The organism is Dyella sp. OK584 (assembly GCF_057787755.1).
The window spans coordinates 557,826-577,548 of record NZ_CM173542.1 but is presented as its reverse complement, the minus strand read 5'-3'; the positions used below and the strand labels follow the sequence as shown (position 1 = coordinate 577,548).

Sequence of the window (19,723 nt, the reverse complement as noted above, 5' to 3'; positions counted from 1 at the left end):
TGGCCCGGCTAGAGATAGGCCAACTGCGTCAGCCAGACACGCTCCAACTTTGGCGGAATTTCTATGCTTGTCGTGCGGCGATGTGTTTGCGCAGCGTTGCTGCGATGTCTGCGGTTTCGCGCAAGGGCTGCGCGGGTGGCGCGGCGATCACATCGAGCGCATGCAGTCGACTGGCGTCGCGTAGCTCACGATGGAAATATTCGATCTTGGGCGGCAGCGGTGCGCTGACGAAGGTGTGCACCGGACAGCCGACTGCACACGCTTCGGAGAGCATGTTGACCGAATCGGGCGTGACCACCAGCCGGTCAGCCCAGCCCAGCACGCCCGGATACGGATTGCCGCCGTCGTCCTGTCCGGACCAGACCAGACCGGGTATGCCAACCAGACGCTGACGCATGAGTTCGACCAGTGGTTGCGGCGTGCGTCGCGAGGCGAGTACCAGCAGACTTCCGCCTTCCTCGCGTTGGCGTGCCAGCAGCTGGCTCGCCAGTTGTTCGATATAGATTGGGTCGAAAGCGATGCCTTTGCGCGGGCCGCCCAGCAGCACGCCCACGCGCGGGCGTGGCAGTGTGGCGAACGCCGGATTGGCCTCGCGCCCGTCTCGTAGCCAGTCGTCATTGATCGGGTTCAAGGAACCCAGCGGCTGCAACACGTTGGGGCCGGTCAGGCGATCGTGTTTGGGAGCGATGACCGTGTCCCAATGCACAGGATCAATACGCGGGTCGAGGATCTGCACCGTATAGCAGCGGCCACCACTCAGCGGGCGCAGCCGCCGGGTGTAGAGCGCCGATAGCCGCCCGCAACCGATGGCCACCGCAGGCCAGGGCGGCATGAACTGCTGTCGCTGGGTGATGGAAAGGGCGAGCTGCGCACCGAGGGTGAGACGGGGTGCCAGCCACGACCACGGCGCGCGCGGTTCCAGCTGCAAATGACGGACCGGCATGCCCAGCATTTCAGCCAGCGCAAGGGCTTGCCGCTGGTTGCCAGCCGCCGCGTCGGTAATGACCCAGCAGTCCCCGCGCAGCTTTACCACGGGTGCGGGGCCGACGGCATTGTTTCCCTGAGCAACACAGTTCGTTTCATTCGCATGGGTCCAGTTTGACCGCGCCCGCCCTTACACTGGTGAACTGTTGCGCTAACCATGGCGCGCCATGCCCAAAGGATACCTATGAGCGAGATGCTTTCCGAGGCCGCCCTCGACCAGTTGTTCCGCAGCGCACGCACTTTCAACGCGTGGTTGCCGAAAGAGGTGAGTGACGCTCAGTTGCACCAGCTCTACGAGCTGGCCAAGTTCGGCCCGACCAGCGCCAACTCCTCGCCGATGCGGCTGGTGTTCGTGAAGTCGAAGGAGGCGAAGGAAAAGCTGTCGCCCTTCCTTTCCGAAGCCAACCGCGCCAAGACCATGGCTGCACCGGTCACCGCGATCGTGGCCACCGACCATGAGTTCTACGAGAAGCTGCCGCAGCTGTTCCCGCATGCCGACGCACGCAGCTGGTTCGCCGGTAACCGGCCGCTGATCGATATCACCGCGTTCCGCAACGGCTCGTTGCAGGGCGCTTACGTGATCCTCGCGGCGCGCGCGCTGGGTCTGGATTGCGGCCCGATGTCCGGGTTCGACAATGCGGGTGTGGACGCGGCGTTCTTCGCCGGTACCACCGTCAAGTCCAATTTCCTGATCAACATCGGCTATGGCGACGCCAGCCGTGATCTCTTCCCGCGCAGCCCGCGTCTTTCGTTCGACGAGGTCAGCCGGATCGTCTGAGTACTCAAGTACTCGTCGTCGACTCGTGCAGTCCCCAACCCCACTGGAGATCTAATTCATGCGTGCACTTCGTTACCTCGTTCTCGCCGGCCTGCTTGGCGCCGCTGTCACCGCCCAGGCCGCCCCGGTCACCTACACGATGGACTCGCACCACACCAACGTGCTGTTCAGCTGGAACCACTTCGGTTTTTCCAACCCCACCGCCAACCTCGGCCTGGGCGAAGGCACCATCGTGTTCGACGACAAGGACCCGGCGAAGTCATCGGTGAACGTGACGCTGCCGCTGGCCGACCTGGACACGCACGTCAGCGCGCTCGACGAGCACCTGAAGAAGCCGGACTTCCTCGACGCCGACAAGTACCCGGCCATCACCTTCAAGAGCACCAAGGTGCAGGCCGTGGGCGGCAACAAGTACAAGGTCACCGGCGACCTCACCGTGCACGGCATGACCAAGCCGGTGGTGCTCGACGCCACGCTCAACAAGAGCGGCGAGCATCCGATGATGAAGGTGCCGACGGTGGGCTTCGACGCCACCGCCACACTCAAGCGCTCTGACTTTGGCGTGGGCGCTTACGTGCCCAACGTGAGCGACGAGATCAAGGTGCGCATCACCACTGAAGCCTCGGTGCCGAAGACCGAAGCGACCAAGTAAGCCGGCGTCAGTAAGACAAAAAGAAGCCCGCACCAAGCCGGTGCGGGCTTTTTGCTGCATTGCAGAGCCGATTCCCTGTTTCCGTGTGGCTTGTACCGGAAGCCAGGGCGTCAGCGCTGCGCGGGGATCAGTGGCTGCTCACGCCTTCGTTCTTGAGCGAGTCGAGCTTGTCCAGGTCAACATCGCCAACCACTTTCTTGAGCTGGTCGATGCTGTCGGTATTGCCGGAAGCTTTGACGCTGAACCGTTGTGCGACCACCACGCCGTATTCGCCGTTCTTGGTGGTGGTGTCCCATGCCTCGTGCACCAGACGGCCGTTGCTGGTGTAGGTCTTCTCGTAGCCGTGATCGGTCTGCTGCTCGGAATCGGGCGCGATCGCGCTGGCCATGGCCATCATGCCCCGCATGTTGCCGGTGTCTGCCACTTCCAGTTGCACGCTGTGGCCCTGGTCGTCGCTGTAGTCGGCGCGGGCCGTGGTCACCTGGACGCCCATCGCGCCGCTGCGTTCGGCCGAGAAATGCTGGCGTTTCATGCCGGCCAGCGTCTCGGGCAGGAAGTTCTGGATGACGTTCGCCGGCAACGATTGCACCTGCTTGTCGGCCCCCATCAACTTACCCATGGCTGCCTTCTGTGCTGCGGTGTCACCCGATTTCTGGGCGGCCTCCAGTTCCTTGCTGGCCTGCTGAGCCTTTTCGCCCATGGCTGCCAATTTGCCCAGCGCACTGTTGGGGTCCATCGTGACTTGGCCGCCATGGCCGTCGCTGACCTGCATGCTGCCCAGCGAGGCGCCGGAGAGCGCAGCCATGCCGATCACACCTCCCACGATCAGGCCGACGATCCAGCTCAGCACGATGGCGATGAGTACGGTGACGGCCGTATAGCCGGCAGCCTTCTCGGTCGGGCAACGCATGGTGTGCGGCAGGCCCAGGTAAAGCAGGTAGATCCCGTAGATCGCGCCGGCAATGGCCACGAGCCAGCCCAGCCACGGGATGATCACGGCAATGCCGGCCACCCAGCTGGCAGTCCATGAGTAGGCGACGACCTTGAGCGCCTGCACGGGGTCCTTCTGGCCGCCGAAGGTCGGCGCGAGAGCGTTGACGATCAGGGCCATCACATAAGTGACCGCCAGCAAGAGCAGGTAATGCAGCACCATGCCCGTCAGGCCCATGCCGAAGGGTGTGTGCATGTGCACGCCTAGCGCGCCGTAGCCGATCAGGCTGCCCTTGATGAAATGGGCAATCACCGGCAGTGCCGCCACGATCGCGATGTAGCCGCGGAAGAGCCCGGCCGTGGTGGCCGGCTCGGCCGCAATCACCGGCCATTCGGTTTGCGGCGAGCCCAGAATGGCCTTGATGCGGCTGAAGATTTTTCCAAAGTCCATGACAGTCCTTGTATGCCGAGCCGAAGAGAAACCGACCGGGGAACGACCGGGCCTGCCTCTTCGTGGAAGGGTCTTTGCCATCCGCGACGCGTGGGCATTCTCAGCCCGTGCCGGGACGCGCTTACACCTGCCGCATGGACTATGTCCTACGGCAAGGGGCGGCCGTCGCGTTGCGGGGCCGGCCTGCTAACATTTGCGGCCCGGTGTCCTGATGGAGTTTCCCCCATGTCGCGTTCCCCTGCGGCTGCCCCGCTGATCCCTGCGAATGCCGAAAATCGTTACGAAGTGACGCGCGCGGACCTTCCGCTGTCCTGCCCGATGCCCGGTATGGCGCTGTGGAACTCCCATCCGAAGGTCTATCTGCCGGTCGTCGAAGACGGTGGCGAGTCCACTTGTCCTTATTGCGGCGCGCGTTACGTGCTTCGCGACTGATACGGCCCCTCGACGGTTGACACTGAAACATTCGCGATGGCGGTTTTAGGCACGATTGCTGCTTGCCTCTAGGGATGAAGGCTCCTTTCGAACAAATCATGTCAGCAGTCGGCACTCCAGCGCGGTCTCTGACCGTCGTTCAGCTGATCCCCGCCTTGCATTCGGGCGGGGCTGAACGGTCTGCGCTGGAAATTGGCCGGGCGCTCGTCATGGCGGGCCATCAGTCCATCGTGATCTCGGCCGGTGGCCGCCTGGTTTCGCAGCTCGAAGCCGAAGGTAGCCGGCACATCACCCTGGACATCGGCCGCAAGTCGTTGGGCACATTCCTGAAAGTGGGTGCGCTGCGGCGGCTGTTGCGCGAACTCAAGCCCGATATTGTCCATGCCCGTTCACGCCTGCCCGCCTGGCTGGGCTGGTGGGCAATCAAGGGCCTGAAGCCGGCCCCGCATTTCGTCACCACCGTGCACGGGCTCAATTCACCCGGCCGCTACAGCGCGATCCTATTGCGTGGCGAGCGCGTGATCGCGGTGTCGCAGACCCTGCGTGACTACATGCTCAGCCACTACGCGTGGCTGGAGCCAGCACGCGTGCGAGTGATTCCGCGTGGCATCGATCCGGACGCTTTTCCGTATGGACATCGCCCCGACGATGCCTGGAGCAAGGCCTTCTTCGCTGAGTTTCCCTCGCTGGCGGGTGGTCCACTGCTGACATTGCCGGGTCGCGGCACGCGGCTGAAGGGACATCACGACGCGGTTGAGCTGGTGGCCGAACTCAAGCGCCGCGGCATCGACGTGCGCCTGCTGCTGCTCGGCGTGATCGAGCCGGGCCGCGAAGCCTATGTAGAGGAGCTGCGGGAGCTGATCCATGCCCGCGGACTGGAGTCGCAGGTCGTGCTTACGCCGCCACGTGCGGACATACGCGACGTCTACGCCGTCTCTTCGCTGGTACTGCAGCTTTCCAACAAGCCCGAGTCCTTTGGTCGCACGGTGATCGAGGCACTGTCGCTGTGCCGCCCGGTGCTGGGCTACGCCCACGGCGGCGTGGGTGAACTGCTGGCGGAACTGTATCCCGCCGGCCGTGTGCCGCCAGCGGATCAGGAACGTCTGGTAGAGCGCGCTGCCGAATTGCTGCGCGTGGCGCCGCCGATCCCCATGCTGCAGAGCTATCGCCTTAGCGACATGCAGCAGGCCACGCTGGCCCTTTACGACGAGTTGACCGCGGCCTGAGTCCGCGCCACGCGGAACGGCGTACGGCTCACCTACAATGCGTGGGCCGCTACCACCCGATGCCTGCATGAGTTCATTTGCCGTTTCCCTGAAGGCCGCCCTGCGCTCGCCCTTGCTGCCGTTCTGGCTGGTGATTGCTTTGCTGCCGTTCGGGCGGAGTTCGGAGCTGGGCACGTTCCTGTGTTTGATCGGCGCGTTGTTGTTGTTTGTCCGCCATCCGTCGGCTTTGCGCGAGCACGCCGGTGCACGATGGCTTCTTTGGCTGTTGGCCGCCTATGTGGGCGCCGCACTGCTGTCGGCCGTGGATTCGGTGGCGCCTGGCAAGAGCTGGACGACCGTGGCGGCCCTGTTGCGTTACGCGCCGTTGGGGCTATATGCCTGCTTCGCGATCCGACGCGAGGAAAAACTCGAGGCGCTATACGTAGCGGTTGCTGCCGTGGTGGCGTTCTGGGCGCTGGATGCGTGGGTACAGGCGCTGACGGGCTGGAGCCTGGGCGGGCATGCCGCGCCCGAGCGCATTTCAGGCATCTTCGGGGCCACCAATCTCAAGCTCGGCCCCACGCTCGCGGTGCTGTCGCCTTTCGTGCTGTGGGCAGCGCGGCGACGCTGGGGCTTCAAGGGTTTGCTGCTAACCTTTGCGCTACTGCTGGGGCCGGTGCTGCTGTCGGGTTCGCGGGCCTCGTGGCTGTGCTTCGCGCTGGTGGTGGTGGGATTTGCCTGGCATGTCTCTCGATCACCGCGCCGTTTCCTTGCTATGGCAGCTGCCGGCGTGGTGTTGCTGCTGGCAGCCGGTGGGCTGGCATGGAAAACCTCCGAGCGCTTCCAGTTGCGCGTGGAACGCACGCTCCAGATCGCGCACGGCACAGACCAGTCACTCGATGCGGCGCTGACCGGACGTCTGGACATCTGGCGCACCAGCGTGAGGATGTTCGAAGCACATCCGATCAATGGCGTGGGTGTGCGTGCATACCGCTACGCCTATCCCACCTATGCGTCACCCAACGACCATTTCGTGGTTTCCGACGAGGCTTGCGGTGCGGGCGAGGGCGCCTGTCACGCGCATCAATGGGTGCTGGAGGTGCTCACCGAAACCGGCACACTGGGCCTGTTGTGCTGGCTCGCTGCCATTGTGATGGCGCTGGCAATGTGGCGGCGTGTGGGTCCAGCGGCACGTGACAGGGCCTTTCCCGTGACACTGGCGCTGGCCGTGATGTTGTTCCCGCTCAACACTCATTTGGCCTTCTATTCGGCATGGTGGGGCTTACTGTTTGCCTGGCTGCTCGGCCTGTGGTGCGCGGCACTGATGGTGATGCCCGCCAATGACGGAGGCGCAGCATGACGCGCGAACCGTTGTCGGTCGTGGTCATTACCTACAACAACGCCGGCACGCTGGATGCCTGCCTGCGCCAGGTCGACTGGGTCGACGAGATCGTCGTGCTCGATTCCGGATCCACCGACGACACGGTAGCCATCGCACGAAAGCATGGCGCGCGTGTGGACGTCCATCCGTTCGACGACTATGGCCCGCAGAAACAGCGCGCCTGCGACATGGCAAGCCACGACTGGATCCTCAACCTGGATGCGGACGAGATCCTGTCACCCGGCACCCGCGCGGAAATCGAGCGTGCCCTGACCGCGCCGCGCCATGCGGGGTTCCGCCTGCCGCGCCGCGAACGCATGTTCTGGACTGTGCAGCACCGCTGGAGCTGGCGTAACGGCCACCTGCGCCTGTTCGATCGTCGCCGTGGTGGCATGAACGACGTCGAAGTGCATGCCGCCGTGGAAGTGCGCGGGCCGGTGAAGACACTGTGGCGTGCGGACTTCGTCAACGATGGCGACGGCGATATCGCCACGCGTGTAGAGAAGATCAACCGCTATACCACCGGCATGGTGGCCTACAAACTGCGCAAGCAGCAGCGCTTCACCGGTTTGCGCATGGTGTTCTACCCGCCGGTTTTTTTCCTGCGTCAGTACATCGGCAAGCGCTATTTCCTCAACGGCTGGGCAGGCTTCATCGCCAGCGTGACCGGTGCGTTCTACGCCTTCCTGAAGTACGCCAAATTGCATGAGGCGCGCGAACAGGCCAGGCGCAAATCGCGCTGAGGATCGCCAGCGAGCGCCTCAGGCAACCTGCGGCCACGCAACCGGCTGAGCGCGTAGCGCAGCCAGCAGGTACGCGCAGGCTTCGCGACGCAACAGTTCACGACGTCGAAATGCCGAACGGTGCTTGCTCTCCACCTGCAACTCGTCGCGTTCTGGTTCGACTACCGGGAGCGCGAAAAAGCCGTCGGGCTGGAGCAGGCCCTGGCACTCTTCCCAGAAGCTGTCGTAGTCAGCCTTGATCTTGTCGGCCTCGCCGGCGAACGGATGCGCAAGATTGCTGACACCTCGGATCTGCCGTGCGCCGGTGAATGAGCCAAAGGCCAGCAGCAGAGAGAACAGCAGGTTCTTGGGACGCAGGCCATGGCATTGCTTGGTGAGCTCGCGCACAGCTTCGCGGCCGAACTCGGCGGCAGCGCCTTGCAGGCAGCCGATGAGCAGCGTGCGTCCGTCGTCGGCGATGCTGAAAGTGGCTGAGGACAAAAGTTGTCCTTGCGAATTGGCCAGGCATAGCGCGAGCTCGCCCTCGCGGCTGCGACCCGTGGGCCGGCGCAATTCGAGCAGCAGCTCACTGCCACCCTTCAGCGTCAGCGCGCCGATGGCGTGGCGACCGTGCAGGTAGACGGCATCGACCAGACCGGCAGGCAGGTGGCTGAAGGCGAATCGGTAATGGCTACCGACGATGGCCATGCGCGTTGCGCGGCCGATGCGACGATTGATGTAGTGGTGGTGCCAGCGCTCGTGCAGGCGCGGGTCATGCGCAAGGATGGTCGACATGCGCGGTGAGCCGTACAGCTCGCTGAGCCACGCGGACTGGCGGCGTGCCATGCGGGTGCTGCGGGCGATGTATTTCAGGCCGGCGGCGAGACGCTTGGGGAGCGGGCCTCGCCAATCGCGGCGGTGGCGCACGGAGCGCAGAAACAGCCGGAAAGACATGATGGGGAGGATGCACGGGGAAACGTCATGCAGTTTTACCCAGACAAGCTTTGGACCACTTGTCACATGTCAATCAGTAGACCGGCGGACTGCCTTCGGGTCGTGTCTTGAAGCGCTTGTGCACCCACAGATATTGCTCTGGCGCGGCACGCACCATGTCTTCAATGCAGACGTTGACGCGTGCGGTGTCTTCCAGCGTATCGGTGCTGGGCAAATGTTCCAGAGGAGCACCGAGCCGCAGTGCATAGCCCGCATTGCCGGGCAGGCGACGATGGTAGAACGGGATCACCAGCGCACCCGACATTCGTGCCAGATGATGCGTGGCGGTGATGGTCGCCGCCGGTATGCCGAAGAACGGCACGAACACGCTGTCCTTGCTGCGCATGTCCTGGTCGGGCGCGTACCAAAGCGTGCCACCGTTGCGCAGGTACTTCACCGTGCCGCGGATGTCGTCCTTGTCAAACATCGCCTCCGCGTAATCCAGGCGTGCACGCAGCACTACCCATTCGAACACGGCCGAATCCATCTTGCGGTACATGCCCGAGATGCGGATGCGCTGCGATACCAGGCGTGCACACAGTTCCAGATGGGAAAAGTGACCGCCCACCAGCAACACACCCTTGCCCTGGGCTCGCGCCGCTTCCAGATGTTCCAGCCCTTCCACGGTGACCGGTACGTCGGCGATGGCGCGTTCGCTGCCCATCCAGCCAAGCGCGAACTCCGCCATCATCAGGCCGATGTCGCGCAGATGCGCGTTGACCAATGCGGCCTGCTCGGCCTTCGAAAGTTCGGGGAAGCACAACGCAATGTTCGCCTCGGCCACATGCCGGCGCGGTGAGGGCACGCGCTGCACCAGCTGGCCCAGCAGCCGCCCAAAGCCCATCAGCCACGACCGCGGCAGCCGCGCAATCAGCCAGATCACGCCGGCTCCGAGCCAGGCTGGCCAGTGCTGCGGTGCGAGCAGGGAGCGCGTGAAAGGGGGGCGGGGCATGCCAGGCATTGCGCGCATTGTAGGGAACAAGCCAAAACGTGGCGAGCCGGGCTGGTCGAGGCGTGCGACCGGCCAACGCCTTCGAAACGGGGTGACATGCCGAGCCGATATACTGGCGCACCGCATCCAAGAGCCTGCCATTGCGCTATCTCTACACCCTCGCCATGTACCTGGTGACGCCGATCATCGTGCTGCGTCTGCTGGCGCGTGGCGTGCGCTATCGCGACTATCACAAGCGCTGGCGCGAGCGCTTCGGCTTCTTCGATGCCCCTGGCGTGAGCGGCAGCTTGTGGGTGCACGCCGTGTCGGTAGGCGAGGTCAACGCCGCCGAGCCGCTCATCAAGGCCTTGCGCAGCGACTATCCGAACGCACCGCTGGTAGTCACCACGGTGACACCGACCGGATCGGAACGCGTACGCCAGTTGTTTGGCGACAGCGTGTTCCATGTCTATCTGCCCTACGACCTGCCCTTTGCGGTATCGCGCTTCCTGCGCCGCGTGCGGCCGCGGCTGGCGACCATTGTCGAGACGGAGATCTGGCCGAATCTCTACTTTGCCTGCCGCAAGCGCGGCATTCCGCTGATGATCGTCAATGCGCGGTTGTCCGAGCGCTCGCTGCGCGGCTACAAGCCGATGGGCAGCCTGGTCACCCGGGCGATGGGTTGTGTGCGCCAGATCGCCGCACAGTCGCGCACCGACGCCGCGCGCTACCGCGAACTGGGCGCGGATCCCGAGAAGATCGTCGTCACCGGCAATCTCAAGTTCGACATGCCGGTGCCCTACGACGCCGAGTTGAAGGGTGATGAATTTCGTCAGCAATGGGGCAAGTTGCGACCGGCGTGGATCGCCGGCAGCACGCACGAGGGCGAGGAGTTGCCTGTGCTCGAGGCGCACCTGGAAGTGCTTACGCGCTGGCCTGATGCCTTGCTGCTCATCGCACCGCGACACCCCGAACGCTTCAAGTTGGTGGAGAACTCGGCGCGCAGCCTGGGCTTCACGGTAGGCACGCGCAGCGCCGACGGGGTGCCCTCTTCGGCGCACCAGGTATTCGTGATCGACGCCATGGGTGAGCTGATGCCGTTCTACGCTGCATCGGACCTGGCTTTCGTGGGTGGCAGCCTGGTGCCCATCGGCGGTCACAACGTGCTGGAACCTGCGGCGCTGTCCACACCCGTGCTGGTGGGGCCGCACACCTTCAACTTCGAGGAAATCACCCTGACCTTGATTCAGGAGGGTGGCGCCATGCGGGTAAACAGCGCCGAGGAATTGGGGCAGATGGTCCAGCAACTTTTGAAGGATCAGCCGCGGCGCGATCGCATGGGCATGGTGGCGCGCATCGTGTTCGACAGCGAGCGTGGTGCGGTGAAGCGCGTGATGGGAATGATCGACAACCTGCTGCAGGAATAGACGTCGATCCATCCAGATACGACAAGGCCGGGACATGCCCGGCCTTGTCGTATCTGCGGAGAGTCGCGGCTGCCTTACTGCAGCATCGCGTTGACCATCTCCATGTCCTTCAGGTCGATGGAACCGGCCGACTGTTTGAGTTCCAGCTGGTCGAGCACCAGCTGGTGGCGCGACTGCGAGTAGCTGTTCTCCGCCTCGGTCAGGGTCTGGATCGCGTTCAGCACGTTCAACATGGTCTGCGTGCCAACGTCGAAGCCGGCGCGGGTGGCTTCCAGCGCTTTCTGGCCAGACTCCACCGATGCCTTGTTCGCTTCTACCTGACTGATGCCGGCGAGTACCGAGCGATAGAAGTTGAGGGTGTCGCGAACCACCTGGCGACGGGTGGACTCCAGGGAATCCTGTGCCTCGTCACGCTGGTAGATCGATTGGCGCACGCGCGACTGGGTGGCACCGCCGGAAAAGATCGGGATGTTCACCGAGAGGCCGACGGTAGTGCCATAGGCGCCATTGCCGGGAACGTTGTAGTTACCGTGTTGCAGCCAGGTCGTGTCTTTGCCGCGTGACACCGAGGCGTTAAGCGTGGGCAGATGGCCAGCGCGAGCGGCGTCGATGCTGTGCTCGGCGGCCTGGACGCTGTACTGGCTGGCCTCGATGTTGGAGTTGGACTTCAGTGCCGACTGCACCCAGGCATCCGGATCGGCCGGCGTGGGCGGGGTAAGCGGCAAATCTTCGCGCAGCTTCTTGAGATCGGTTACCGGCTTGCCGGTGATCTGCGTAAGCGCTTCCTTGGCGTCATTGAGCGTGTTCTGCGCTGCGATCGTCTGCGCCTTGGCCAACTCGTAGTTGGACTTGGCCTGGTAGACGTCGGTCACCGCCGACAGGCCCACCTTGAAGCGCTGGTCGGCCTGCTCGTATGCCTCCTTGAAGGCGTCCTCGTTCGCCTTGGCGAACACCAGCGCGTCCTGGCTGGTGAGTACGCCAAAGTAGGCAGTGGTGACGCGCACGTAGAGATTCTGCAGCGCGGCGTCGTACGTGGAATTCTGAGAAGAGGCCTGCGAGCGGGCCGCCGACAGGTTGGCCCACTGGCTCAGGTCCACGATCGACTGGTCGAGCGTGGCCGAGAGCGAACGCGTACGCGAATGGTCGGAACCCTGGATGCTGCCCGTGGCGATATTGCTGCCCACCTGCTGCTGCTGCAGGCCGAAAGCGCCATTGATCTGCGGCAACATCAGCGCACGCGCCTGGGTAACGCCCTCACCGGTGGCGAGACGCGTGGCCTCAGCCTGCGACAGCACCGGATCGTTGGCGCGGGCTTCTCGGTATGCATCCAGCAAGTCCTCGCTGTGGCCGGCCAGCGGGAGCGCCGACAGGGCCAGGGCAAGGGTCAGAAGCTTCAAGCGCATGGGTTGCCTCATGTTTGGGGAATGGGGTCAAAAAACAAAACGGCGCGGCGGTTCGGCGTGCTTCAGGTACGGCAGGTCGGTTTCGAACAGCGACTCTTCGCGATAGCGGCCGTTGCCTTCATGGGTAAGCAACAGCACATGCTGCACCGGCGATTCGCCACGCACCACCAGCAGGCGGCCACCGGGCTTGAGCCAGGACAGGAAACGCTGCGGTATCTGATACACCGCGCCGGTGACGACGAGTGCATCGAACAGGGCGGTCGGCTGCCAGGCAGCGACTGCCTCACCCACTTCCAGCTTCACGTTGGCGATGCCGGAATGAGCCAGTCGCTCGCCGGCTGCCGCGATGAAATCGGCGTGGATGTCCAGACTGGTGACGCCGGCCGAGAGCTTGGCCAGGCAGGCGGTAAGAAAGCCCGAACCCGTGCCGATCTCCAGCACCTGGTCGGTCGGGGTGAGTTCCAGCGCCTGCAGCACGCGACCCTCAACCACCGGCTTCATCATCACTTCGTCATGGCCCAGCGGCAGGCACAGGTCAGCGAACGCCAGTTTGCGGTGCTCGGGAGCAACGAAGTCCTCGCGGCGCACGGTGCCCAGCACGTCGAGCACGCGGGCATCCAGCACCTCCCAGGGGCGCACCTGGTTTTCCACCATGTTCAGACGCGCCTGTTCGAAGTTCATTGCCATCTTGCTCACGTCCTGTTCGGATCGGAAAAAAGGCTAAAAAGCATAAGCGCTTAGCCATCTTCCGACAATGTGCAAAGCCTGCGACCTCACCCACATGGTACGAAGTGCCGGAAGTCATCGCGCTTGGTTGACGGAAGTCATGCGTGGCGCGGTGTCCGCGGACACTATGCGCTGCGGCGATGGATTTCCGCGCGCCTGAAAGGCAGATTCCCAGGCAACCGGGTAAGGGCATCTTCCATGGCCTGATGCAAGGACGCGTCAAGGTGACGGACCAGCACGGCGGGCGAGGCCTTGCCGCGACTGTGCGCCGCCACCGCCAGCCATGCCAGCCAGCGCGCCAGGCGGCTGCGCTCGGTCGCATCAAGGCTCGCCAGTGCTGCTCGAGTGGCAAAGGCCGCCTGGCGTGCGCCAGCCTGCCCGTGCTCGAGCCATGCTGCCAGGGCGCGCTGGGCGAGGCGATACGCCGGACTAAGGGAAAGTTCTGCGATAGTGGTGGACATAGGGCAAGCCGTGTATTGTGGCCATGGAAAATAACTAAACCGTCGCGTATACTAAACGTGCGTTATCCATTTGTGAAGCCATTTGTGAAGGTAAAACCATGAGCACGATCCCGCAGACCAAACCTCAGGGGCCCGGCCGTCCCAAGGACATGGAAAAGCGCGCGGCGATCCTTGAGGCCGCCAAGGCCTTGTTCATCCGCAATGCCTTTGCTGGCACCAGCATGGACGCCGTGGCGGCCGAAGCGGGTGTGTCCAAGCTCACCGTCTACAGCCACTTCGGCGACAAGGACAACCTTTTCCGCGAGGTTATCCGCGCGCGCATCCAGGACCTGATGCCCGAGGACACTTACCAGTACGCCACTACCGAGGATGTCCGCCAGACGCTAGAGCGCATTGCCCTGCACCATGTGCGGCTGGACTGCGATGTGCAGAACGTCGGCACGTTCCGCGCCATCCTCAGCGATTGCCGCCAAGGCAACCCGCGCTACGGCAAGCTGTTGTGGGAGGAAGGCCCGAACCGCACTCTTGGTTTGATGAAACGCCTGCTGCAACAAGCGGTTGACGAGGGCAAGCTGGATATTCCCAATGTCTCGCGAGCTGCCGGGCAGTTCATTTCGCTGATCAAGGGTGAAATGCTCTTGCGCCGGATGTTCGGCTGCGAAGAATGCGCCCAGTCCTATGCTACGGAGCTGGAACAGACCGCCCGCGATGGCGTGGACATGTTCCTGCGCGCCTACCTTCCGCGCTAACCCCTGCTTACCGTAGGCGACGTGGCGGGCCGCTTGTGGCGGTCGCACTCGCGACAGACCCCGCTTCGTGATCAAATACACCCCTTGAAGCGGGGGTGCCGGCAACAGTCGGCTGAGAGAGTCCCTTCGAACCTGATGCGGCTAGTACCGCTGTAGGGAGCTTCGCCGCACCGCTGCCAGTGCTGTGCGTCCGGCGCCGTCGCTTCGTTCCCCCGCCTCTCGAAGGACGAATGCCGATGAATGCCCTGCCCACCGACCTCGCGCGCGCCGCGCAGGAACTCTCCGAAGCCGTGACGCGCCCGATTCCGGGTTCGCGCAAGATCCACGTGCAGGGCAGCCGCCCGGATCTGCAGGTTCCGCTGCGCGAGATTTGCCAGGCGCAGACACCGACCCTGTTCGGTGGCGAGGAGAACCCGCCAATCACCGTGTACGACACCTCCGGCCCGTACACCGACCCCGACTATCAAGTGGATCTGGCTGCCGGCCTGCCGCCGCTGCGCGCGGGCTGGATCGCCGAGCGCGGCGACACCGAACAGCTCGATGGCCTCAGCTCCGCCTTCGGCCGCCAGCGCGCCACCGACGCCAGGCTCGATGCGTTCCGCTTCACCGCCACGCATGCGCCGCGTCGCGCCAAAGCCGGCGCCAACGTCAGCCAGATGCACTACGCGCGCCGGGGCATCATCACGCCCGAGATGGAATACATTGCCATCCGCGAAAACCAGCGCATCGAGGCGCTGCGTGACAGCGCGCTGCTCAAACAGCATCCGGGCGAGTCGTTCGGTGCGGCGTTGCCGAGGCTGATCACGCCGGAATTCGTGCGCGACGAAGTGGCGCGCGGCCGCGCCATCATCCCGGCCAACATCAACCATCCGGAAGCGGAGCCGATGATCATCGGCCGCAACTTCCTCACCAAGATCAACGCGAACATCGGCAACTCTGCCGTGTCCTCCGGCATCGCCGAGGAAGTGGAGAAGCTGGTGTGGTCCATTCGCTGGGGCGGCGACACGGTGATGGATCTGTCCACCGGCAAGCACATCCACGAGACGCGTGAGTGGATCATCCGCAACTCGCCGGTGCCGATCGGCACGGTGCCGATCTATCAGGCGCTGGAGAAGGTCGATGGTGTGGCTGAAAACCTCACCTGGGAAATTTTCCGCGACACGCTGATCGAGCAGGCCGAGCAGGGCGTGGACTACTTCACCATTCACGCTGGCGTGCTGCTGCGCTTCGTGCCGCTGACCGCCAAGCGCGTCACCGGCATCGTCTCGCGCGGCGGCTCGATCATGGCCAAGTGGTGCCTTGCGCATCACAAGGAAAACTTCCTCTACACGCACTTCGAAGACATCTGCCAGATCATGAAGGCGTACGACGTGTCCTTCAGTCTCGGCGACGGCCTGCGCCCGGGTTGCATTGCCGATGCCAACGATGCCGCGCAGTTCGGTGAGCTCGACACGCTGGGCGAACTGACCCAGATCGCCTGGAAGCACGACGTGCAGGTGATGATCGAAGGCCCCGGCCACGTGCCCATGCATCTCATCAAGGAGAACATGGAGCGTCAGCTGGAGAAGTGCCACGAGGCGCCGTTCTACACGCTGGGGCCGCTGACCACCGACATCGCGCCGGGCTACGACCACATCACCAGCGCCATCGGCGCGGCGATGATCGGCTGGTTCGGCACCGCCATGCTCTGCTACGTGACGCCGAAGGAACACCTGGGCCTGCCCAACAAGCAGGACGTGCGTGACGGCATCATCGCGTACAAGATTGCCGCCCACGCTGCAGATCTCGCCAAGGGCCATCCGGGTGCGCAGGTGCGTGACAACGCCCTCAGCAAGGCCCGCTTCGAATTCCGTTGGGACGACCAGTTCAACCTCGGCCTGGATCCGGAGAAGGCCAAGGAATTCCACGATGAAACGCTGCCGAAGGATGCGCACAAGTCCGCGCATTTCTGCTCGATGTGCGGTCCGAAGTTCTGCTCGATGAAGATCACGCAGGACGTTCGCGATTACGCGGCCGAGCACGGCACCGATGCGTTCGTGGCGCTGGAAGATGGCATGGCGGAAAAGGCTGCCGAGTTCCGCGAGCAGGGCGCCGAGGTCTATCACAAGGCCTGATCAAACCACTGTAGGAGCGCACCCTGTGTGCGACCGCGGCGATGCGGGTCACCGCTTCGCCAGGTCCCCTTGGGGGATCGGTTTGTCGCGCACAGGGTGCGCTCCTACAAGTGATGCGTCGTACGTAGTTCGTACCGCATGATCGGCCGATCGATCTGCCGTCGTGCGACGACCTTGAACCCCGCGCGCGCAAACGTCGACGCAATCCCGGTGAATGCACCGGGCTTGTGGTCGTTTGTGTCCCACGGGTAAGCCTCGACCGCTGGCGCATGCGCACATCGCGCAGCGACAACGGCTGCGTCGATAAGCGCTTTGGTCACGCCCTTGCTGCGATAGCCGCGGCGCACGTAGAAGCATGAGATGGACCACACCGGTAGTTCATCGACGCGGGCGCGCACTTTTTCGCGGTCCAGCCACGGCAGATCCGCACGCGGCGTGAGCTGGCACCAGGCGACTGCTCGCTCTCCATCGAACGCAAGCAGCCCCGGTGGTGGCCCACGTTCCACGATCTCCCGCAAGGCCGTTTTGTTTTCCACGCGCGGCCGTTGGTGATAGAGGCTGCCGATGCGCCAATACATGCACCAGCAACCGTTGCAGGCGCCGTGCTGGCCGAAGAGGTCCTCCAGCGCGGGCCAAAGGTCGGGTGTCACCGGGCGAATGGTGAATTTCATGTCGGCAGTCTAGCGCTGGCTGCCACAGGCACGGCAAAGCGCCGCCGAGCGCGCGATCTAAATGAATGCCGCTGTTTTCACCTGCGTTTCGCGCGTCGCCACCTACGGTCCCGGCATTGCCCAGCCAGCCAACGGAGGCACGCCATGGCAGCCAAGCCATTCGTTACCGACATCGAAACCATTCGCAAGCGTGCTCGCGAGCACATCGAGCAAGGCGCGATCACCGCCGGTTACACCGCCGACCGCAAGACCGTCATCAAGCTGTTGAACGAGGCGCTCGCCACCGAAATCGTGTGCGTGCTGCGTTACAAATATCACTACTTCATGGCCAGGGGCATTCACGCCAAGAGCGTGGCGGCCGAGTTCCTCGAGCACGCCAACGAGGAACAGGGCCATGCCGACCTCATCGCGCAACGCATCACCCAGCTCGATGGCGCACCCAATTTCTCCCCCGAAGGGCTGCTATCGCGCAGCCATGCCGACTATGTCGAGGGAGAGGATCTGGTGGACATGATCAAGGAAGACCTGGTCGCCGAGCGCATCGCCATCGACAGCTATCGCGAGATCATCCAGTACCTCGGCACCAGCGATCCGACCAGCCGGCGCCTGATGGAAGGGATCCTTGCCATGGAAGAGGAGCATGCAGAGGATCTTGCGACATTGCTCGATGAACTGGGCAAGAAGGGCGAGCCCGCCAAACCGCGATCGGAAAAAAAGAAGTCGGGCAAGAACTGAAAGTGCCGGTCAGCCGGATCCGGTCTGCGGCGTTATCAGGACAACGTATCGTCATCAGGAGAGGCATCATGCCGATGTCCAACCATGTCGCCCGTCAGGGCCATGTCATCCTGCGGACCGTGCTCATTGCACTGTCCATCATCGTGCTGGCCGTGTGTGTGCTGCTGTGGTGCGTCACCATGTTCGGTGCGACCCAGCCGATGGCTGCTGCAACCGATTCATCCCCACCTGCGAGCCAGGCGGTGGCCGCTGATTCGGCCGCCGCGACTGAATGAGCAGGCATAAAAAAAGCGCGCCGCCTGATAGGCGACGCGCCGTGATCGCAGACGATCAGTTCTTCTTGTCGGCCTTGTAGCGCTCGATACCGGACAGGATCTCGGCCTTCGCCTCGTCAGCGCCGACCCAGCCTTCAAGCTTCACCCACTTGCCCTTCTCGAGATCCTTGTAGTGCTCGAAGAAGTGACCGATGCGCTCCAGCCAGTGGCCCGAGACCGACTTGATGTCCTTGATGTGCGCGTAGCCGGCGAAGATCTTCTCGACTGGCACCACCACCAGCTTCTCGTCGCTGCCGGCTTCGTCCGTCATCTTCAGCATGCCGACCGGATGGCAGCGGATCACCGCGCCCGGCACCAGCGGCAGCGGCAGGATCACCAGCGCGTCGAGCGGATCGCCATCGCCGCCCAGCGTGCCCGGCACATAGCCGTAGTTGCACGGATAGCGCATCGGCGTGGACAGGATGCGGTCGACGAAGATCGCGCCACTTTCCTTTTCCACCTCGTACTTGACGGGCTCGGCATCCTTGGGGATTTCGATGATGACGTTGATTTCGTCCGGAACCTTGCGGCCGGCGGAGACGAGGTGCAGACCCATGGGCATGTCCTTGGCGTAGTCAAAAGCAAAGACCCGAAAGGATACGGCAAAAGGTGGTGCATCGCAGCAGTCTGCGCGTTCGCCAGTCATGGACGGTTAGCTGCCCGAAGGGCAAATCGGGCCTGTTTTTGCCGTCGTGCCAGTAAAAACTGGAACCGGCACCTTCGCGGAAAGCCTGGCCACTGGGCATCCGATATCGACTTGCCGAGCTGCTTTCAGACCCCGTAAGGCCGCTCCCGCAGCCACTTGGTGGCGATCCACTTGTCGCCGCGCGTTACCGGCAGGCCGGCGTGCAGTGAGGACTGATCGCCCGTCTCATAGGCAAAATAGACGGCCGAACCGCGCAGGGCCGTCACCGTGAGGCCGAGTGCGGGAAACCCGGTGCCACCGCCTTCGTCGGGCGTGTTGAGGTACATGACCACACTGGCAATGCGTTGCCCGCCCTTCGCCGTGACGGCGGCAAAACCTGGCTGCGAAGGGTCGAACCAGTCGTAATGCGGCTCGTACTCCTGCCCGGGCAAGTAGTGCAGCACTTGCAGCCCTTCGCCATGGTTCACTGGCAGATCCAGCAGTTTGGCGATGCGTTGCTCGATGCGTTCGATCAGCGGCGTTTCGCCGGTGCGAAAGAACATACCCTGGCTGGTGCGACGTTGGTCGGTCTGGTGGCGGCCTTCGACATCCACGGTGAGCGAACGCTGCAGGCGCGGCTGAGCCTCGGCAATCAACTCTTCGCATTCCTGCGCAGTCAGCAGGCCTTCCAGGACGCGAACTATCGGCATATCGACGCTGAGGGATACACGTACGGTGTGACCATCCACCTGCTGCCGAGGTGCCACGGGGTGTCGAGTGCGCAGGCCGTCGGCGCGCCTGGCGATTTCCGCGTCGAGTGCGGCCAGCGGCATGTCGAGCACTTCCGACAGGATGCGGCGGCTCAGCGGCAGCGCGTAGCCGGCGTTCTTCATGAGCCGGAGCACTTCATCCGGGCCGTGCCCGGCGCGGGTGGTGGCGAGAATCCACTCGCGCAGTTCAGGACGAATCTTTGGGGTAGTCATGGGCTATGTATGGAACGCCAGCTCGGGCTGGCGCTCCATGCTACGCGAGAGGCGGG

General features: G+C 63.7%; 21 protein-coding genes and 1 riboswitch. Of the genes, 11 read left to right on the top strand and 10 right to left on the bottom strand.

Annotated elements, in window-relative coordinates; all coding sequences use genetic code 11:
• Positions 1–61: 61 nt before the first annotated feature.
• Entirely contained in the window at positions 62–1,033 is a 972-nt protein-coding gene (locus AC3CBN_RS02555; RefSeq protein WP_488635259.1) for a mitochondrial fission ELM1 family protein, read from the bottom strand.
• A 135-nt stretch (positions 1,034–1,168) separates the two neighbouring features.
• On the opposite strand from AC3CBN_RS02555, the gene AC3CBN_RS02550 reads away from it, so the two are divergent.
• Positions 1,169–1,762, top strand: coding sequence for a malonic semialdehyde reductase (locus tag AC3CBN_RS02550; RefSeq protein ID WP_488635258.1), 594 nt, complete (start codon positions 1,169–1,171; stop codon positions 1,760–1,762).
• A 58-nt stretch (positions 1,763–1,820) separates the two neighbouring features.
• A complete protein-coding gene (locus tag AC3CBN_RS02545; protein ID WP_488635257.1) occupies positions 1,821–2,414 on the top strand; it encodes a YceI family protein in 594 nt (197 codons plus the stop codon).
• 127 nt (positions 2,415–2,541) lie between these two features.
• Here the strand turns inward: AC3CBN_RS02545 and AC3CBN_RS02540 are convergent, their stop codons facing one another.
• The gene (locus AC3CBN_RS02540) at positions 2,542–3,795 is read right to left on the bottom strand and encodes a Yip1 family protein (RefSeq protein WP_488635256.1); all 1,254 of its coding nucleotides are present in this window, start codon (positions 3,793–3,795) and stop codon (positions 2,542–2,544) included.
• A gap of 225 nt (positions 3,796–4,020) precedes the next feature.
• On the opposite strand from AC3CBN_RS02540, the gene AC3CBN_RS02535 reads away from it, so the two are divergent.
• The 4 genes from AC3CBN_RS02535 (at position 4,021) to AC3CBN_RS02520 (ending at position 7,556) form a co-directional block, all read left to right on the top strand.
• A complete protein-coding gene (locus AC3CBN_RS02535) occupies positions 4,021–4,227 on the top strand; it encodes a zinc-finger domain-containing protein (RefSeq protein WP_488635255.1) in 207 nt (68 codons plus the stop codon).
• Positions 4,228–4,301: 74 nt separating this feature from the next.
• Complete coding sequence (locus AC3CBN_RS02530) at positions 4,302–5,453, top strand: glycosyltransferase (RefSeq protein ID WP_488635254.1); 1,152 nt, start codon at positions 4,302–4,304, stop codon at positions 5,451–5,453.
• Positions 5,454–5,520: 67 nt separating this feature from the next.
• The gene (locus AC3CBN_RS02525) at positions 5,521–6,792 is read left to right on the top strand and encodes an O-antigen ligase family protein (RefSeq protein WP_488635253.1); all 1,272 of its coding nucleotides are present in this window, start codon (positions 5,521–5,523) and stop codon (positions 6,790–6,792) included.
• Positions 6,789–7,556 carry a glycosyltransferase family 2 protein gene (locus AC3CBN_RS02520; RefSeq protein ID WP_488635252.1) on the top strand — a complete coding sequence of 256 codons (768 nt, stop codon included), beginning with the start codon at positions 6,789–6,791 and terminating at the stop codon, positions 7,554–7,556. Before AC3CBN_RS02525 ends, AC3CBN_RS02520 begins: the two co-directional genes overlap by 4 nt.
• Before the next feature lie 18 nt (positions 7,557–7,574).
• Here the strand turns inward: AC3CBN_RS02520 and AC3CBN_RS02515 are convergent, their stop codons facing one another.
• Together AC3CBN_RS02515 and lpxL are read right to left on the bottom strand one after the other, a co-directional pair.
• Complete coding sequence (locus tag AC3CBN_RS02515) at positions 7,575–8,489, bottom strand: VirK/YbjX family protein (RefSeq protein WP_488635251.1); 915 nt, start codon at positions 8,487–8,489, stop codon at positions 7,575–7,577.
• A 73-nt stretch (positions 8,490–8,562) separates the two neighbouring features.
• Positions 8,563–9,480, bottom strand: a complete 918-nt coding sequence (gene lpxL, locus AC3CBN_RS02510) for an LpxL/LpxP family Kdo(2)-lipid IV(A) lauroyl/palmitoleoyl acyltransferase (RefSeq protein WP_488635250.1) — start codon at positions 9,478–9,480, stop codon at positions 8,563–8,565.
• 140 nt (positions 9,481–9,620) lie between these two features.
• Here lpxL and waaA point away from each other — a divergent pair, with 140 nt between their 5' ends.
• Positions 9,621–10,886: a lipid IV(A) 3-deoxy-D-manno-octulosonic acid transferase gene (gene waaA, locus AC3CBN_RS02505; RefSeq protein ID WP_488635249.1), complete on the top strand. Its 1,266-nt coding sequence runs from the start codon at positions 9,621–9,623 to the stop codon at positions 10,884–10,886.
• Positions 10,887–10,960: 74 nt separating this feature from the next.
• Here waaA and AC3CBN_RS02500 read toward each other — a convergent pair whose 3' ends face one another.
• The 3 genes from AC3CBN_RS02500 to AC3CBN_RS02490 form a co-directional block, all read right to left on the bottom strand.
• Complete coding sequence (locus tag AC3CBN_RS02500) at positions 10,961–12,289, bottom strand: TolC family outer membrane protein (protein ID WP_488635248.1); 1,329 nt, start codon at positions 12,287–12,289, stop codon at positions 10,961–10,963.
• A 27-nt stretch (positions 12,290–12,316) separates the two neighbouring features.
• Positions 12,317–12,976, bottom strand: coding sequence for a protein-L-isoaspartate O-methyltransferase family protein (locus tag AC3CBN_RS02495; RefSeq protein WP_488636649.1), 660 nt, complete (start codon positions 12,974–12,976; stop codon positions 12,317–12,319).
• Positions 12,977–13,140: 164 nt separating this feature from the next.
• Positions 13,141–13,476, bottom strand: coding sequence for a hypothetical protein (locus AC3CBN_RS02490; protein ID WP_488635247.1), 336 nt, complete (start codon positions 13,474–13,476; stop codon positions 13,141–13,143).
• Positions 13,477–13,574: 98 nt separating this feature from the next.
• Here AC3CBN_RS02490 and AC3CBN_RS02485 point away from each other — a divergent pair, with 98 nt between their 5' ends.
• Both AC3CBN_RS02485 and thiC read left to right on the top strand, forming a co-directional pair.
• Positions 13,575–14,225: a TetR/AcrR family transcriptional regulator gene (locus tag AC3CBN_RS02485; RefSeq protein ID WP_488635246.1), complete on the top strand. Its 651-nt coding sequence runs from the start codon at positions 13,575–13,577 to the stop codon at positions 14,223–14,225.
• Positions 14,226–14,306: 81 nt separating this feature from the next.
• Positions 14,307–14,401: riboswitch (TPP riboswitch) on the top strand.
• Between the two features lie 60 nt (positions 14,402–14,461).
• Positions 14,462–16,339 carry a phosphomethylpyrimidine synthase ThiC gene (thiC, locus tag AC3CBN_RS02480; RefSeq protein ID WP_488635245.1) on the top strand — a complete coding sequence of 626 codons (1,878 nt, stop codon included), beginning with the start codon at positions 14,462–14,464 and terminating at the stop codon, positions 16,337–16,339.
• 104 nt (positions 16,340–16,443) lie between these two features.
• On the opposite strand, the gene AC3CBN_RS02475 is transcribed toward thiC, so the two are convergent.
• Positions 16,444–17,010 (bottom strand): GNAT family N-acetyltransferase, encoded by a 567-nt coding sequence (locus AC3CBN_RS02475; protein WP_488635244.1) that lies wholly within the window; start codon positions 17,008–17,010, stop codon positions 16,444–16,446.
• Positions 17,011–17,154: 144 nt separating this feature from the next.
• Here AC3CBN_RS02475 and AC3CBN_RS02470 point away from each other — a divergent pair, with 144 nt between their 5' ends.
• Positions 17,155–17,745: a ferritin-like domain-containing protein gene (locus AC3CBN_RS02470; RefSeq protein ID WP_488635243.1), complete on the top strand. Its 591-nt coding sequence runs from the start codon at positions 17,155–17,157 to the stop codon at positions 17,743–17,745.
• Positions 17,746–17,813: 68 nt separating this feature from the next.
• The gene (locus AC3CBN_RS02465; RefSeq protein WP_488635242.1) at positions 17,814–18,020 is read left to right on the top strand and encodes a hypothetical protein; all 207 of its coding nucleotides are present in this window, start codon (positions 17,814–17,816) and stop codon (positions 18,018–18,020) included.
• Positions 18,021–18,075: 55 nt separating this feature from the next.
• Here AC3CBN_RS02465 and ppa read toward each other — a convergent pair whose 3' ends face one another.
• Complete coding sequence (ppa, locus tag AC3CBN_RS02460) at positions 18,076–18,615, bottom strand: inorganic diphosphatase (protein WP_488635241.1); 540 nt, start codon at positions 18,613–18,615, stop codon at positions 18,076–18,078.
• Between the two features lie 215 nt (positions 18,616–18,830).
• Complete coding sequence (locus AC3CBN_RS02455) at positions 18,831–19,667, bottom strand: 2OG-Fe(II) oxygenase (protein WP_488635240.1); 837 nt, start codon at positions 19,665–19,667, stop codon at positions 18,831–18,833.
• Positions 19,668–19,723: the final 56 nt, after the last annotated feature.